This window comes from Peribacillus simplex (assembly GCF_001542915.1).
GTDB lineage: Bacteria > Bacillota > Bacilli > Bacillales > DSM-1321 > Peribacillus > Peribacillus simplex_B.
Window position 1 is genome coordinate 20,132 of sequence record NZ_LNNH01000004.1, and the last position, 17,637, is coordinate 37,768.

The following is a 17,637-nucleotide window of genomic DNA, read 5'->3' on the forward strand; positions in this document are numbered from 1 at the left end:
ACACTAAATAGAGGAGCATAGGCAAACTAGCTCCGCAGGACGCGTTACGGATGATTACGGATATCTCTGGCGGTCTTGCCGAGCTGATTATAAGGAGGAAAAAGTATGGAACATGCAGTGATTTCTGTAAAAGGGCTAAAAAAATCCTTTAAAGGCAAGGAAGTCTTAAAGGGGGTCGACCTTGAGGTGCAGCGTGGAGAAATTTTCGCATTGCTGGGCTCAAATGGAGCGGGCAAGACGACGACGGTCAATATTCTCTCGACACTATTGAAGGGCGATGGCGGCGAAGTAGATATTTGCGGTCATGATGTCCAGCGTCAACCGGATCATGTTCGCCAAAGCATCAGCCTGACAGGACAGTTCTCAGCTTTAGACGGTATGCTCACAGGGCGGGAAAACCTGATGATGATAGCCAAATTGCGGGGGATTTCCAATCCTGCCCTTGTCGCCGACGATTTGCTTGCAAGATTCAGCCTGACCGATGCGGCCAACCGCCGCGCGGACAAATATTCCGGCGGGATGAAGCGCCGGCTTGACATTGCCATGAGCCTGATCGGGACGCCTGCAGTCATTTTCCTCGACGAACCGACGACAGGGCTTGACCCCGAAGCGCGTATAGAAGTCTGGGATACTGTCAAGGAGCTTGCTGGCGGCGGCACGACCATCTTACTCACGACCCAATATCTGGAGGAAGCCGAACAATTGGCCGATCGCATCGCCATCCTTCATGGCGGAAAAATCATCTCGACCGGCACCCTTACCGAACTCAAAGAGATGTTCCCGCCAGCGAAAGTGGAGTATATCGAGAAGCAGCCGACATTGGAGGAAATTTTCCTCGCGATCATCGGCAAAAAGGAGGAGATGTAAATGAAACGTAAAACAGGGGTATTGCTAGGGCGTTTAATGCGTAACATCATGCGCAGCCCGGATACGATCATCACGGTCGCAATTACGCCGATCATGATGATGCTGCTATTTGTCTATGTATTTGGCGGCGCCATTAAGGCCGGCACGGATAACTATGTCAATTATCTATTGCCGGGAATCTTGCTGATGGCCATCGCCTCAGGCGTCGCTTACACTTCCGTGCGTCTGTTTACGGATGTAAAGAGCGGGCTGATGGCGCGTTTCCTTACCATGCCCATAAAGCGCTCGTCAATATTGTGGGCACACGTGTTGACCTCGCTTGTTTCCAATGCGCTTACCATCGTGGTGGTCATCCTCGTTGCACTCTTGATGGGCTTCCGGTCCAACGCCGGAATTCTCGATTGGCTCGCGGTAGCCGGGATACTCGGGCTGTTTACATTGGCGCTGACATGGCTGGCGATCATTCCCGGACTGACAGCGGGGTCCATGGAAGGGGCTACAGCCTACTCGTACCCGCTGATTTTCCTCCCGTTTATCAGTTCGGCTTTTGTCCCCACCGAAACCATGCCGAAAATTGTCCGTGCGTTCGCTGAGAACCAGCCCGTGACATCAATCGTGAATTCGATACGTGCCCTTTTGTATGAAGGATCTGTTGGTAACGGAATCTGGATCGCGATTGCCTGGTGCGTCGGCACCATGGTCGTCGCTTATTTCTTCGCCAGTATAGTATTTAAACGTCAGGTAGGGTAAGTGAACCATAAAGAAACGATCCGACTTACAAAACAATGGCATTTGTGTTACATGCACGTGCTATCATCTGGAAGGCCGCTTTCATGGCGGCCAAACTGCATTGTTAACATTAGTATCCATGGATTACATTTTCGCTAAAATGTAATCCATGGTTTTTTCGATATAATAGCAATTTCCTAAATTCTCTGCGAGAAGGCTATAAATCTAACAGGTTCTCATTTTTTGCTTGTGCAACGAATGGAAGTGGTTATATGCATATGAAAAAAAGGGGAATCCAGCAAAATCAAATTTTTCAATACATGGATTTACAACTAGCCTTGGTAAACGTAGAATAGACGGAAATAGTGCCAGCTGTCAGTTGAATTTTCACCTTGGTAAATGAGAAAGGAGCAATTTCGCTTGCTGGGCGCTTAGTATACCTATGGGACTTTATCCTTGCTTTGTTAGTAAGACGAGATAACATTCATGAATCTATTTTCTTATTTGGGTTAGAGTAATGATGCACTTGTGTTCACATGGAATAAAAGGAACCGAGGTCTTTTTTTTTACCATTTATTCGTGTGAACGAAAATGATGCAAATAGAAACGGTCGGGCTCTTAAGTAACAAAGGGCCTGTAGGTGCAGGGCGGTCTTCTGGAGGTATTCCTGTATGGCGGATACTGCACCAACATTGTAGTGTTCTGCACTAAAAAATGAAATGATGTATTGGAAGGTTCTGAGAATGAAAGGTGGTAAAGCTTTTTTTTCACATAGTTTGAAGGAAAAGGAGCGAAAAAAAATGGGAGAGAAGTTTCGCAGAAAATCACCAGAAGAATTTTTACAATCCATTCATAAAGTTCACCGTGGCCGCTTGAAAATCATTCTGGGGGCAGTGTCCGGATCTGGGAAGACTTATCATATGCTATTGGAAGGAAATGCATTAAAGAGAAAGGCGATTGATGTAGTAGTAGGGACAGTAAGTGCATCCGATCGCCCCAGAACCATTGAACAAATAGGGGCGTTAGAAAGAATTGCACCCATTGAGTGGATGGAGGGGGGGATCCTTAAACAAGATTTGGATATTGATTCCATCATTGAACGGAATGCTGAAGTTGTTCTTGTGGACGCCTTGGCCCATCGCAACCGTCCAGATGCCTCAAATAAGACTAGATTAGATGATGTGCTAACGTTAATGAGCTACAACATAAGTGTCATCACAACGATTAACATCTATGAATTGGAGGGTGTGAAGGAGGTAGCTGAAAAGCTTTTGGGAGTGAGGGTTCAAGTGGACCAGTGCGTTCCAGATAATACGCTTGCAATGGCAGACGAGGTGAAGCTTCTGGACGTTACCCCGGAACAAATTCTTAATCGCCTTCATGATGACTTAATCGAACAAAAAAAAGAAGCGAAAGGAAAAAGGGGGAAATTATTCAGACGAGATAATTTGGCCGTATTACGGGAGCTTTCCCTCCGTTTTTTAGCTGGAGAGGTTAATGACGAATTAGATGATTACCGTGAACAACAAGGATTGATAGGGCCATCTGGTGCTTCTGAGCGAGTCCTTGTTTCCGTCCAATACCATTGGAATGGATCCATTCTCATACGGCGCGGGCAACAAATGGCAAAACGCCTGGGCGGGGAGTTATATGTGGTGTGTCTTTATTCTCCCATTAAGAAATTGTCAAAGGAGGAGGGAACCTTCAGGAGATCTATTAAAAAGCTGGTACATAAAATAGGTGGGGAATTTGAAGAACGTCCCCTTGCAGGAGAGGATGTAGCTGGGGAAATAGTAGATTATGCAACTGAGAAAAATGTTACAAGAATCGTAATGGGTCAATCGAAACGAAGCCTTTGGGAGGAAATCATTCACGGATCGATCATTAATAAGATACTTCAAAAAAGCCGAAATATTGATGTTTTTATCGTCGCTGACCGAACGGGGAAAAATGGTGAAAGGGTGATCCCGGCCAAGTGGAATGAACATAATCGGAATCCATATCGCCGCCTGTCAAATGAAGAGGTAATAGATCATATTGATAAGATCCGCCAGGGGCAATTGAACGTGTATATCGGGGCTGCGCCAGGTGTTGGCAAAACTTATACGATGCTCCGTGAGGCAAACGAACTAAAAAGGAAGGGGATAGATATTGTAATTGGGTTTCTTGAAACGCATGGAAGAGAGGATACGTTTGAACAAATCGGCACATTAGAACTAATTCCGAGAAGGAAAATACAATATAAAAATGTAGTGCTGGAAGAAATGGATACAGACGCGATTTTAAAAAGGAAACCTGAGGTTGTTCTTGTTGACGAATTGGCTCATACAAACGTACCTGGAAGTATGTATAAAAAACGTCACCAGGATGTCGAAACAATTTTGAAAGCGGGCATTTCCGTTATATCCACTATGAACATTCAACATCTGGAAAGCTTAAACGATAGTGTCGAACAAATTACTGGAGTCCGCGTTCGTGAAACAGTACCGGATCATATCCTGCATATCGCAAAAGAGATTGAACTTATTGACATGTCACCAATTGGCTTGCAGCAACGAATGCTGGAAGGGAATATTTATGCTAAAGATAAAATTGATCAAGCTCTAAGCAATTTTTTCAAAACGGGCAATTTGATAGCTCTGCGTGAATTAGCTTTACGTGAGGTAGCTGATGATGTGGACGAAAGGCTTGAGTCATGGGAAAGAAAGCGGACCTTAAGGGGACCTTGGAGAAAGCAGGAGGTTATTTTTGTTTGTGTTAATTTGCGTCCGGATAGTGAACGTTTAATTCGGCGGGGCTTCCGTATTGCCTATCGGTTAAAAGCACACTGGTTCGTCGCTTACGTTAAGGATCATTCGCCTCTAAAAGAGGAGGAGGAAAAAACATTGGAAAAACTAAAAATATTGACGGAACGGCTTGGGGGGGATTTCAACATGTATGAAACGCATCATCGACGAAAAGTAGTTGGGGAGGTGGTTAAACGATTATATGAAAAAAATGCGACACAGGTTATAATCGGACAATCTGCCCGGAAAAGGCTGGAAGAAATCATGAAAGGATCGGTTGTACAAAAATTGCTTCGTGCGGTTCGCCATTTGGATGTATTGGTGGTTGCCGATCATAAACCAGAAATGGTTGAAAAACTTAAAGAACCTTAATAATGCAATTACGGAAATCGAATTCCTTAATTAGGGAGGGATGTAACCTGTGTGGGAATACACATAGTATTAACAACAAACCCAGTTGATTATCATTCTGGGTTTGTTTGAATTGGTAATTTGGGGTGTTGCGGAAGAGGAAGGGTCAAAATTATGCCTTGGATTCTAAGAATTTTTCAAGGTCTCTATCTACAATGAACACTTCCAGTCTTTCCTCCGTTTTCGTGCTGATATCACTATGGCTGGAAAGAACGTTGCAATTCGTCAGCCGATTCACGATCTCCTCAAAATCCTTACTGTACATTTCCCTTAACACCTGCCTCATTTCTTTGACTAGCCTCCGCCCGGTATCTTGGGAAACAAGGTGTTTTTCTTCCACAGTCAGCACTCCCTTAAAACGGGTAATGACCATATCCTGTACAATGTATGTTTTCGCTTCTTGAGGACCTCGGCCCATAAGCTCTCGCTGAAATGTTATAAAGGCTGCACTTATTTCTGCCTCTAGTTTCTTTTTGGAATTCACCATATTGTCTCCCCTGCTTTTCTCCCAATTTATGCAACTTATCATAATGTCCGGCCTGAGTCTTGTCAATAACATTCGAAAAAATGATTCTTAACTTGAAATAGTAAGATTTATAAAGAAAATAAGTTTTTTTAAACGAGAAAATTAGTGTTATCATAAGGAAACATTAGGAAAAATGAGAATATTATAGAATAAGTGGGCAAACTGGTCTTATTCGCCCCAAAATGCCAATTTACAAGTGGCAGGTAACGAGCTTAGAATAACAACATATTCAACACCAACAATTGAAACACGGCTTAGTCCTGAGTGATCAGGAACGGAGGAACCAATTTTTTGGGGTTAATTCTGCTTATGCAGAAAGGATGAGAGACTCTTTCGCCATCCTACCCGTCAGCTAACTTCGTCGGCTAAAGCGAAGGAGGTCATGAGACCGCCTTAATCATGGGGCTTTTTTGTTGTGAAAACGGCAATGAGCAACATGAATGATAAAGTAGGTCTTTTTAATTTGCCTATTTTCATATGAAAAAGGATCATGGAAGACAGAACGCAAAGAAAGCACATGCTGACTGGGCGTTAAGTAGACCAATGAGTACTTTTTCTCCAATTATATTTGTTTGCTAATGCAGCGTATCCAATAACCGGTGCGTGAATCATTTTTGATTTGCGCGCGGATATGGATAGCTCCTGCATGGCTGCATATATGGGGGAAAAGTAAGCATTGGTCTATTTTTTATGTTTTCAACTGGCAGGCTACACTTCCCCAGATAGTATGCAGCTTGAAACTAGGTCACAAAAAGTACTAATGAGGTGGATTGCATGAGAAAAGTGCTGATTGTTGGAAAAGGGGATTTATACAAATCTGTAAAGGGAAGTATAGGAGCCACCCACACGGATACAAGTAACTTGGAAATTGTAGATTATGATGAAGAATGGTTGATGCCGACAAGAGAACTGGAGGATTGTGATGGATTAATGGTTGATAAATCAAACCGGTATAGCTGTATTTATTTGTTCCCAAATTGTCTACTTGATGGAATCAATCTTGTGAGGATTTTTTCAGGGCTCAAACATTTTAGGCTGTTTGTTGTCACTCATCATCATCGAAATTCCAGTCTATATAAAAAAATGGGAGCCGATTTTGTCATCGTCAGTAAACCAGACGGTTACAGCTATGACTGGCTGCTAACAAGCGGAACCTAATAACTTTAAGGGGGTGAGCCATTTTAATTGTTTAATATATTCATCGCTTGGAAGGAGAGATGATGATGGATCTTTTTTCGGTGTCACTTACAACTTTTTCATTCTTGCTGTTTTTTGGATTTCTCCATTTTTGTAACAAAGTTATCGAAAAAAAAGGAGAGTAGTAGCATGCTTTTATTCATTATTGTTGGAGCACTTTCGTTGTACTTGGTTCATGCTTTAATTTATCCGGAAAAATATTAATCGCTACAAAACGGAGGAAATGCAAATGGATTATTTTCAAATCGGTCTGGTATTGGCACTCGTTATTATTATTGCCATACCGCTGGCGAAATACTTAGTTAATGTTTATTCCCTTGAAACAACAAAACAAGATCGAATGTTTGGGGGAATAGAACGGGGCATTTTTAAACTATCTGGTATCCATACGGGTGATATGAACTGGCAGCAATATGCTAAGGCCCTACTTTTGAGTAATATGGTCATGTTTATTAGTTCGTACTTGATCCTTCGCTTTCAAGGCGTATTACCAGGTAATCCAAGTAATATAGCCAATATGGATCCGTTATTGGCATTCAATACTGCTGCAAGTTTCCTTACCAATACTAATTTGCAGCACTACAGCGGGGAATCGGGACTTTCTTATTTATCGCAAATGGTCGTCATCATATTTTTGATGTTCACGACACCGGCTACCGGCCTTTCGCTCTGTATGGCCTTTTTCAGAGGTCTGACCGGGCAGCGCAGTATGGGGAATTTTTATGTGGATTTAATTCGTTCCATCACCAGGATGCTTCTGCCGTTATCTATTTTAATCGGGCTTGTCCTAGTATCCCAAGGGGTGCCGCAAACCCTTGATCCCACAGCCGTTGCCACTACATTGGAAGATGCGACACAGAATATTGCACGCGGACCTGTAGCGGCATTGGAGTCGATTAAACATTTAGGGACAAATGGCGGTGGATTCTTTGGTGTCAACTCGGCACATCCCTATGAGAATCCTAATGGTTTCACCAATATCTTAGAGATTCTATCTATGTTCCTGATACCTGTAGCACTCCCATTAACGTTTGGGTATATGGCAAAAAACAAAAAACTGGGGTGGATTCTTTTTACGGCAATGGGATTAATGTTCCTTGTGTTTTTAGGTGTTACGTATTTCAGTGAACAAAATGGAAATCCATCATTAGAAAAAATGGGAATATCTCAAGAGAATGGAAGTATGGAGGGCAAGGAGGTTCGGTTTGGAATCGCTCAGAGTGCCCTTTTCACAGCCGTAACGACAGCTGCTACGACAGGTACGGTCAATAATATGCATGATACGCTTACTCCGCTTGGCGGATTAGTGCCATTGGCAGAAATGATGTTGAACTGTGTGTTCGGCGGTGATGGAGTAGGTACGGTCAATATCCTTATGTACGCAATAATGGCAGTTTTCATTGCTGGATTGATGGTTGGACGTACGCCGGAGTTTTTAGGGAAGAAAATTGAAGGCAGGGAAATGAAACTAATAGCCATTGCCATCCTTTTGCATCCATTATTCATCTTAGTTCCGTCAGCCATTGCTTTAGCTACACAAATGGGCACTTCGGTTATTTCTAATCCGGGTTTTCATGGAATTTCGCAGGTTGTTTATGAGTTTACCTCCTCGGCCGCCAATAATGGCTCCGGTTTTGAAGGTTTAGGGGATAACACTCCATTTTGGAATATATCCACCGGAATGGTCATGCTGTTTGGCCGCTACTTTTCCATGATTGCACTAATCGCTGTCGCAGGATCTTTACTTACTAAGAAACGAGTTCCCGAGACGATTGGAACGTTCAAGACGGATAATGGCACTTTCCTGGTCATTCTCTTGGCAACGGTTTCGGTTATAGGGGCATTGACGTTCTTCCCGGTCATTGCACTCGGACCAGTAGCCGAATGGCTGACAATTAGATAAACGAAGAAAAGGAGTATTCTAAAATGAGTACAAAGCGTAATGGGACTCTCAATAAGGAAATTGTCTGGAAAGCTATAAAAGATGCCTTTAAAAAGTTAGATCCAAGAATAATGGCTCGAAATCCTGTCATGTCTGTAGTTGAAATAGGATTTGTTATCACTCTTTTACTATCCATACTCCCAAACTTTTTTGGAGGAACATCGGATAGAGGTTATAACATTGCCGTAAGCGTAATACTGCTGGTTACAATACTCTTTGCTAACTTTTCCGAAGCATTAGCAGAGGGGCGGGGTAAAGCGCAAGCTGATAGTTTGAAAAAGACGAAACAGGATACTAAGGCAAAATTATTCCAAAAAGATGGTTATATAAAGATAGTGGATGCCACAGAACTCCGCAAAGGTGATATTGTCTTGGTGGAAACCAATGATTTAATTCCAACCGACGGTGATGTCATTGAAGGAGTAGCAGCTGTAGATGAGTCCGCAATCACTGGGGAATCAGCTCCCGTAATCAAGGAATCAGGTGGGGACTTCTGTTCGGTGACTGGAGGAACGAAAGTCATCAGTGACTTTATCAAAATTGTCGTCACTTCGGACCCAGGTGAATCCTTTCTTGATCGAATGATCCATCTCGTTGAAGGAGCTAAAAGACAAAAAACCCCTAATGAAATTGCATTGAGCACCCTGCTAGTCAGTTTGACCCTTATCTTTTTGCTTGTTTGCACGACACTAGTACCAATTGCTTCTTATATTAAAGTCACATTACCCATCACCACCTTAGTGGCATTACTGGTCTGTTTAATCCCAACGACTATTGGGGGCCTATTGTCTGCCATTGGGATAGCGGGTATGGATAGGGTTACTCAATTTAACGTCATTGCCATGTCGGGAAAAGCTGTCGAAGCAGCTGGTGACATTAATACCATCATCCTCGATAAAACAGGAACCATCACCCATGGGAACCGCATGGCTTCAGCTTTTTTACCGGTTAAGGGGATAAGCCAAGCTAAGTTAAATAAAGTGGCTGTTCATTCATCATTACACGATGAAACGCCTGAAGGCCGATCTGTCATCGAACTTGCTAAAAAAGCAGGTTTATCTGATAAAGAATTAGATAAAGCCGGGACAGTTGGAATTGAGTTCACGGCTGAAACCAGGATGAGTGGTACAGACTTTTCTGATGGTAGAAAAATCAGAAAAGGTGCTGCTGATTCAATTAGACAATATATACAGCAGCAAGGTGGAAAAGTTCCTGGCGATTTAGAAAGCATTACGAATGAAGTCGCAACTGCTGGCGGTACTCCACTTGTTGTTACAGAAGGGAACTGTGTACTGGGTGTCATTTACTTGAAGGATACAGTAAAACCAGGCATGAGGGAACGCTTTGATGAATTGCGGAAAATGGGCATAAAAACCGTTATGTGTACCGGTGATAATCCATTGACAGCTAGTACCATTGCAAAAGAAGCGGGAGTAGATGATTTTATTGCTGAAGCGAAGCCTGAAGATAAAATTTCGGTCATTAAACAGGAACAAGCACAAGGCAAACTTGTGGCGATGACGGGAGATGGGACGAATGATGCTCCTGCATTGGCACAGGCAGACGTTGGATTGGCGATGAATACAGGAACCATCGCAGCGAAGGAAGCGGCGAATATGGTGGATTTGGATTCTGACCCTACAAAAATAATCGAAGTAGTGGCAATCGGGAAACAGTTACTCATGACACGGGGCGCTTTGACAACCTTCAGTATTGCTAATGATGTGGCCAAATACTTTGCAATTATTCCAGCTATGTTCATGTTGGCCATTCCTCAGATGAAGGCTTTAAACATCATGAATCTGGCTACACCACAAAGTGCCATTTTATCAGCTTTAATTTTTAATGCTATCATTATCCCCCTTCTCATCCCATTGGCAATGAAGGGTGTGAAATATGTTCCTATGAGTGCTTCAAAATTACTTAAAAAGAACTTGTTCATATACGGCTTGGGCGGCGTGATCGTTCCTTTCATAGGAATTAAACTTATCGATATACTGCTGGTCATGCTACAAGTAGCTTAAAATTAAAAGTAAGGGTGAGAATTCATGTTGAAAAATATTCGCTTAAGTTTAGTGCTCCTTGTTATGTGTGGAATCGCCTATCCGTTACTAATGACAGGTGTTGCTCAAGTTATAATGCCTGCAAAAGCAGATGGCAGTTTAATAAAAAACGAATCAGGAAAAATCATAGGTTCTGAACTAATTGGTCAATCTTTTAAAGAGCCGGGCTACTTTCATGGTCGTGTTTCTTCTATAGAATATGATGCGACAGGATCAGGTACACCCAATTATGCCCCATCCAATGAGGACATGATCAAGCGCACAAAAAAAGATTTGGCAACATTTCTAAAAGATAACCCTACTGTCAAACAAGAGGAGATACCTGCTGATTTACTGACCAATTCCGGTTCGGGCCTTGATCCAAATATTTCATCCCAAGGGGCGAAAATTCAGGTATCACGCATTGCTAAAGAGCGAGGTGTATCTGAAAAAAGTATATATAATCTTGTTGATAAACATACTGAAGGACGGTCATTAGGAGTATTCGGGGACCCCCGGGTGAATGTATTAACGTTGAATATAGCATTGGACCAACTAAAATAGTGTAGAAAAGGAGGGTTCAAGGAACTCTCTTTTTCTACTTCTTTTGGCTGGATCGGGGTATATAATGAACCTTTCGACCAGATAGCTTTTCCGATATCCGGTTGGAGTTTTATGAATGTTCAATCATCATTTTCCTATGGTTTAATCCGAACTCATCTATAGCCGATTGAAATAATTAAGGTATAATAAATAGGGAAAGATATTTTGTTACGGATTAGGTGAAGATGAACATGAAGCTAATCATAGCGGAGAAACCGGATCAAGGTTCAACGTTGGCAGCTCAATTTAAAACGAAGAAGCAACAGGGATATATAGAAATCATGGCGAATGAACTTTTTCCCGATGGTGCTTATGTGACATGGGCAGTCGGGCATTTGTGTCAACTCGTATCGCCGGAGACATATCATGCAAATTGGAAGAAATGGTCGCTGGATACGTTACCGATGATTCCAGAGAGGTTTCAATATGAAGTGACCAGGCAAAAGGCTAAGCAATTCAATGTCGTGAAGACGTTGCTTAGGAAGCAGGATGTCGATGAAATCATCCATGCCGGCGATGCAGGGCGTGAAGGAGAATTGATTGTACGCAATATCGTGAATTTATGCAGCATCCATAAGCCGATGAAGCGTTTATGGATTTCCTCTTTGACCCCGAAAGCCATTTATGAAGGATTCCAGAACCTGATCAGCGAAGAAAAAACAAGACCGCTTTATCATGAAGCCTATACAAGGGCATGTGCAGACTGGGTTGTTGGCATGAATGCATCCAGGGCGTATAGCATTTTATTGAAGCAGAAGGGTGTATCGGATGTTTTCTCAGCTGGACGGGTTCAAACTCCCACCCTCGCTTTGATCGTGAAGCGTGAAATGGAGATTGAACAGTTCAAGTCTGAACCGTTCTGGGAAGTGTTCGCTGACTTCAAGATGGATGGTAATAAATACCAGGGTAAATGGCAGCAGAACAACGATTCAAGAATAAAATCAAAAGAACTTGCTGAAAAGATTGCCGCTTTCTGTAAGGACAAGGAAGCGGAAATAGCCGAAATGGCTACAGAAAGAAAGGAATTTCAGCCTCCTTTGCTGTTCAATCTATCGTCATTGCAGGCAACCGTGAATAAGATTTATAAATATTCACCAAAGCAGACTCTCGATATCGTTCAAAGCTTATATCAAAAAGGAATCGTCTCATATCCACGTTCCGACTCCAACTATGTGACAGAGGGGGAGGCCGCGACATTCCCTGATATCTTGCAAAAGCTAAGCGGCTTTTCGGAATATGAATCCCTTTTCCCCTTGCCGCAGCCGAGCATCATGAATAATAAACGGTATGTAAATGAAAAGAAAGTGACGGATCACTATGCCATAATTCCGACGGAGCAGGTTACCGATCCAAAGCGTCTTTCCGCTGAAGAACGCAATATTTATGACTTGGTGGTCAGGAGGCTGATTGCCGCCCATTATGAAAAGGCGATTTTTGATTATACAACCATTAAGACGCTTGTCGATAGGCGTGCCGAATTCATTTCAAAGGGCAAGCAACAGATCCAAGAAGGATGGCGCAAGGTCATTTTCCAAAATGACAAAGAAGATGATGATGTCCTATTGCCGCAGGTTTCAAAAGGGGATTCCGGAAAGGTCGCCAAGATTAAGGTGAAGGAAGGAAAAACGCAGCCGCCAAAGCGCTATACGGAGGGCCAGCTGATCACCTTGATGAAAACGGCAGGAAAACATCTGGATAATGAAGAGTTGGAAAAAGTCCTGATGAAAACGGAAGGCCTTGGCACCGAAGCAACACGAGCAGGCATCATTACCATGCTTAAAGACCGTAAATACATTGATGTCAAAAAGAACCAGGTATTTGCAACCGATAAAGGAAAAGTGCTGATTACAGCCATTGGGGAGAAAATCCTCGCCTCGCCAGAGATGACAGCCAAATGGGAACAGCGATTAAGGGAAATTGGTGAAGGGAAGGCTTCAGCCGGAGCCTTTATGGAAGCCGTTAAAAAAATGTCGGCAAAAATCATCAGTGATGCTGTGGAGTCGTCGGAAAGCTGGGATTTTCAAGGGCTGGATATCGAATCGATTCAAAGGAGCGGCCCTAAAAAGAGGAGTTCGGCATCCGTAGGCAATTGTAAGCTATGCGGTTCCAAAGTTGTCGATAAAGGCGAATTTTATGGATGTGTGAGTTATCAAAAAACGAAGTGTAACTTTACGATCTCGAAAAAAATCCTTAATAAGAAAATTAGCCAAGCCAATATCAAAAAGCTGCTGGCGAGCGGGGAAACGGACTTGATAAGCGGGTTTAAAAAAGGCGAAAAGACCTTTGATGCGATTTTATCATGGTCCGAATCGGAAAAGAAAATCAATTTTACATTCCCGGCAGGACAAGCCGTCAAGCAAAATTAATCAAAAACTGCATGTAATGGCCCCCTGGGACGATAACGGCTTGTTTCAGGGACGTATATATAGTAATATTTTTAGATATGCTTTTGAAATGGGAGGATTCCGAATGCCTACACCAAGCATGGAGGATTACATAGAACAAATTTATTTACTTATTGAAGAAAAAGGGTATGCAAGGGTTTCCGATATTGCTGAAAATCTTTCCGTCCATCCATCTTCTGTGACAAAAATGGTTCAAAAACTCGATCAAGAAAAATATTTGATCTATGAAAAGTATCGTGGCCTCGTTTTAACGGCTAACGGGAAAAAAGTCGGGAAAAGGCTTGTATATCGTCATGAACTCTTGGAACAGATGCTAAGATTGATCGGGGTTAAGGAAGAAAATATTTATCATGATGTTGAAGGAATTGAACACCACCTTAGTTGGAATGCCATCGATAGGATTGGTGACCTTGTGGAATTTTTTGAGGAAGTTCCTGAGCGTGTCGAGGAACTACGAAAGATACAAAAAAGAAATGAAGAGAATCCAAAATAAGTTGCCGATGGCAGCTTTCAAAAAGCAGACAAACTCGATGAAAATCGAATTTGTCTGCTTTTTTTTATGTCTGTACAATGTGGACGTTGATTTTAACAGGAGGAACTCGCTTATGAAGAGGCGGTCCGTTACCGCCTGCGTGTTCTCTCGTAGACACGCTTTTCCCGCAGTAATCTTGAACACCCGCTCCAATCAACTTTGTTTTCACTCATAGATTAAACCATAAAGTCATTATCGTTCTACATTGGAATAGCCCAAATGATTTTCCCTGTTGAGTAACAAAAATACAGGCTGCCATAGTCTGTTCTTATTCAAGGGGCAAGTTTAAGAATGAAGATAAGTAGTAATTATCCGGGAAGGAGGGTGGAAGAAGGAAATCCTGATCTCTAACTTTTCTTCATAGTATCAATTCTCCATTCATACAATTGATAATCTACAAAAGTTTTGAATGGGAGTGGAATGCATGGGATCTAAAGAGTTAACAGGACGAGTGATTTTCATGGGAGACCCTGGCTATAAAGAAGCCATCAAGAATTGGAACCCTTATGTTGATACTCTTCCTTTGGTCTTTGTTTTTGCACAAAATACCGTTGATGTAAGTAATGCCATTAAATGGGCACGTAAGAATAAAGCACCCGTGCGTGTGAGAAGTGGCCGTCATGCCCTTGATAAGGACCTCTCAGTCGTGAAGGGGGGAATTGTCATTGATGTAAGTGATATGCAAAAGGTGCATGTAAATAAAAAAAAGGCAATGGCCACCGTTCAAACAGGAATTCATGTAGGGCCGCTTGTAAAAGGATTAGCTAAAAAAGGGTTTATGGCTCCGTTTGGAGACAGTCCAACCGTTGGCATCGGAGGAATTACGATGGGCGGTGGATTTGGAGTGCTCTCACGATCGATTGGTCTTATAAGTGATAACCTCCTTGCATTGAAAACAGTGGATGCAGAAGGCAGGATCATTCTTGCAAATAAGGAGAAAAACAAGGATTTGTTTTGGGCTTCCAGGGGAGGAGGGGGAGGTAATTTTGGGTATAATACCGAGTACACATTTAAAGTTCGCCGTGCCCCTAAAACTGCAACCGTCTTCAATATCATTTGGCCGTGGGAACAATTGGAGACAGTATGTCGTGCTTGGCAAAAATGGGCGCCGTTCGTAGATGAACGATTAGGGTGTATTCTTGAGATTTTCAGCAAAGTAAATGGATTGTGTCATGCCGAAGGAATTTTCCTCGGTTCAAAAACTGAGCTCATTAAATTATTGAAACCTTTAATGAATTCTGGAACACCAACGCAAATCGTTATCGAAACATTATCTTATCCGGACGCTATAGATTTCTTGGACCCTGACGAACCAATCCCTGGTAGATCTGATCAGTATGTTAAATTCTCCTCGGCTTGGGGACTTAATCTTTGGCCGGAAAAGCCAATTTCAATCATGAAGAAGTTTTTGGAGGAAGCGACTGGGACAGAATCCAATTTCTTTTTTATCAATTGGGGTGGGGCTTTAAGCAGAGTACCTAGCGATCAAACAGCCTTCTTTTGGCGTAATCCATTGTTTTATGTGGAATGGAATGCTAGTTGGGAAAAAAAATCACAAGAATCTATGAATCTTGAATCGGTTGAAAGGGTGCGTAAGTTAATAAAACCATATGTACAGGGTTCCTATGTTAATGTTCCAGACCAAAATATTAAAAATTTTGGAAAAGCATATTACGGCTCGAACTTTGCAAAACTTCAAAAAATAAAGGAGAAATATGATCCGAAAAATTTATTTCATTTTCCCCAGAGCATACCGCCATCCAACAAATGAGGTGTAGTTCTTTTATGGGGAAATTTACAATTGATTAAACTAGCCTATACGTTAGTTGAGATCAGGGTGCTGCCAGCTTTTTTTTCTTCATGAACTAAAGCGCAAGGAGAGATGTGACATTGAAAGCAGAATACTCCTTCCGCAAAGGGGGCAGAAAGCCTTAATTGAAAAGGCTTTTATTTTGTTATACCGAATTCGAATAATGGGGTAAGGAAGATAAATATAAAATACCCTTACGAGGAGCTATTCAACAGCTCCTTTTTGGGTGGAGGGAGTGTGAACCATGATTTCTCAATACCGATATGCCATATTAAAAATTCATTATTGCGAAAGTGGAGGGCGTTGACCTATAAAGCAAACCCGAAAAAGGCCTACTTATTTTAGACGATAAATTTTACTTGGCCTTCCGCGAGAAGAAGAAGACTCTTCACCAATGATTTCTGCTAAATTAACTTCACATAAATTTACTACAATACGCCGTGCATTACTTTCATCCCAATAAAGATGCGTCGTTAAATCTTTTATTGTAAAATCGTTCAATTTCAATCTTTTAACTAAAGCATATAATTTATTATAGTTTTTCACACTGATTTTGGCTTTTTTTAGTTTTTCCATAAAATCCTTGTCGTCTATCCGGTAAGAAAAACGTAATTCCTTTTCTTCCCCCACGGATTGGATCATTGTTCCGTCCTCTTGTACGATAACGATGCCCTTCTCTGACTTTTCTTTTGAAAGCTGGATGGCACGCTGAGCGTTTATTTCTGCTGAGTGAAGGGTTTGGCCATATCCAATTCCTACGGTCACGGTAGCATTGGATTCGTTAGACAACAAAAAGACAGTATCTTTTAAATCTTTTATTTTGGATTCAATTGTACCTCGTGTACTAAAGATAAAATAACGGCCGTTTCCCTTCTCAACTAATGAACCCTCTAGCAGTTCGCAAAACCTAAGAAGGGTTTCTTTTAATTTTATTTCTAAGAATTGTAGATGGTACGAGCTTTTAGCTTTCTCAAATATTTTCTCGAAATGTTCGATTTCAATGATTTGGACACCGATTTGGGTGTCTCTAAAGTAAAAAGTTCTCGATTTTTCTGCAAGGATTCTTAATGATTGGCGAATTTCCATATCGGTTGTAGATATACGATAGGTCGGAACTCCTGCTTCTTTTAAATTTAGATATACGGCCTCGAAACAAGTCAGTGCACCTTCCGTTTTTCCCGATTTCCATAGGTCAAGATGGAATGCGATCAATTCTTCCGTAGTTGAATTAATATCGAAATTTTTAATATACATTTCTTTTGGTGTGATATCAATTTGTTTTAACGCCTGCTCTAAGTGGGTTGTCGTTATTTCATCGATACTTACTTTACTTAAAAACTCCTTTTGAAAATATCCCATATGCAAAAGACTTTTATAGATGCCAGATTCAGTATGATCGATATACACTAGATTTTCCCCTAGGCCTACCGTGTTTTTCGCGACCATATATGAAATTTGACCTGAAAAAAACCAAACATCCACATCTTTATTGAATGTCGAAACGATTTTTTCAGTTTCTCTGAAATCCTCATAGGGATAGGCTTTAAATTCCATGATCGACGCATATTCTTTACCCAAGTCAATAATGCGCTCAACAGATGAATAAGGACCGACTACTCCAATTTTATACATATTTTTCTCCTTGGTTCCCTAAATTTACTTACTTTTAATAGTATCTTTAAATTAAAGGGAATTAAAGTTTAATCCTTCGTCATTTGGAAAATGTTTTTAACACGTGATTCCAAAAGGAACTTGATTATATGTTTTAAGAAGAATATAAAATGCGA

General features: G+C 41.7%; 13 protein-coding genes and 1 riboswitch. Of the genes, 11 read left to right on the top strand and 2 right to left on the bottom strand.

What is annotated here, in order from left to right; translation table 11 throughout:
• Positions 1–105 precede the first annotated feature (105 nt).
• The 3 genes from AS888_RS01180 to AS888_RS01190 all read left to right on the top strand — a co-directional run bounded on the left by AS888_RS01180 (position 106) and on the right by AS888_RS01190 (position 4,754).
• Positions 106–867, top strand: a complete 762-nt coding sequence (locus AS888_RS01180; RefSeq protein ID WP_061140382.1) for an ABC transporter ATP-binding protein — start codon at positions 106–108, stop codon at positions 865–867.
• Positions 868–1,617, top strand: coding sequence for an ABC transporter permease (locus AS888_RS01185; RefSeq protein ID WP_061140383.1), 750 nt, complete (start codon positions 868–870; stop codon positions 1,615–1,617).
• Between the two features lie 779 nt (positions 1,618–2,396).
• Complete coding sequence (locus tag AS888_RS01190; RefSeq protein ID WP_061140503.1) at positions 2,397–4,754, top strand: universal stress protein; 2,358 nt, start codon at positions 2,397–2,399, stop codon at positions 4,752–4,754.
• Between the two features lie 151 nt (positions 4,755–4,905).
• On the opposite strand, the gene AS888_RS01195 is transcribed toward AS888_RS01190, so the two are convergent.
• A complete protein-coding gene (locus AS888_RS01195) occupies positions 4,906–5,280 on the bottom strand; it encodes a Na-translocating system protein MpsC family protein (protein ID WP_061140384.1) in 375 nt (124 codons plus the stop codon).
• Between the two features lie 280 nt (positions 5,281–5,560).
• Positions 5,561–5,701: riboswitch (cyclic di-AMP (ydaO/yuaA leader) on the top strand.
• Positions 5,702–6,093: 392 nt separating this feature from the next.
• Here AS888_RS01195 and AS888_RS01200 point away from each other — a divergent pair.
• From AS888_RS01200 to AS888_RS01230, 8 genes are all read left to right on the top strand, one after another.
• A complete protein-coding gene (locus AS888_RS01200; RefSeq protein ID WP_061140385.1) occupies positions 6,094–6,477 on the top strand; it encodes a hypothetical protein in 384 nt (127 codons plus the stop codon).
• Between the two features lie 168 nt (positions 6,478–6,645).
• Complete coding sequence (locus AS888_RS27095) at positions 6,646–6,720, top strand: potassium-transporting ATPase subunit F (RefSeq protein ID WP_397250522.1); 75 nt, start codon at positions 6,646–6,648, stop codon at positions 6,718–6,720.
• Positions 6,721–6,745: 25 nt separating this feature from the next.
• Positions 6,746–8,419, top strand: coding sequence for a potassium-transporting ATPase subunit KdpA (gene kdpA, locus AS888_RS01205; RefSeq protein ID WP_061140386.1), 1,674 nt, complete (start codon positions 6,746–6,748; stop codon positions 8,417–8,419).
• Between the two features lie 23 nt (positions 8,420–8,442).
• Positions 8,443–10,482, top strand: coding sequence for a potassium-transporting ATPase subunit KdpB (gene kdpB, locus AS888_RS01210; RefSeq protein ID WP_061140387.1), 2,040 nt, complete (start codon positions 8,443–8,445; stop codon positions 10,480–10,482).
• 24 nt (positions 10,483–10,506) lie between these two features.
• On the top strand, positions 10,507–11,064 hold the full coding sequence (kdpC, locus tag AS888_RS01215; RefSeq protein WP_061140388.1) for a potassium-transporting ATPase subunit KdpC: 558 nt from the start codon (positions 10,507–10,509) through the stop codon (positions 11,062–11,064).
• A gap of 230 nt (positions 11,065–11,294) precedes the next feature.
• Entirely contained in the window at positions 11,295–13,469 is a 2,175-nt protein-coding gene (locus AS888_RS01220) for a DNA topoisomerase III (RefSeq protein WP_061140389.1), read from the top strand.
• A gap of 103 nt (positions 13,470–13,572) precedes the next feature.
• The gene (mntR, locus tag AS888_RS01225) at positions 13,573–14,001 is read left to right on the top strand and encodes a transcriptional regulator MntR (protein WP_061140390.1); all 429 of its coding nucleotides are present in this window, start codon (positions 13,573–13,575) and stop codon (positions 13,999–14,001) included.
• Positions 14,002–14,464: 463 nt separating this feature from the next.
• Positions 14,465–15,811: an FAD-binding oxidoreductase gene (locus AS888_RS01230; RefSeq protein ID WP_061140391.1), complete on the top strand. Its 1,347-nt coding sequence runs from the start codon at positions 14,465–14,467 to the stop codon at positions 15,809–15,811.
• 375 nt (positions 15,812–16,186) lie between these two features.
• Here the strand turns inward: AS888_RS01230 and AS888_RS01235 are convergent, their stop codons facing one another.
• Positions 16,187–17,482, bottom strand: a complete 1,296-nt coding sequence (locus tag AS888_RS01235; protein WP_061140392.1) for a hypothetical protein — start codon at positions 17,480–17,482, stop codon at positions 16,187–16,189.
• Between the last annotated feature and the right edge of the window lie 155 nt (positions 17,483–17,637).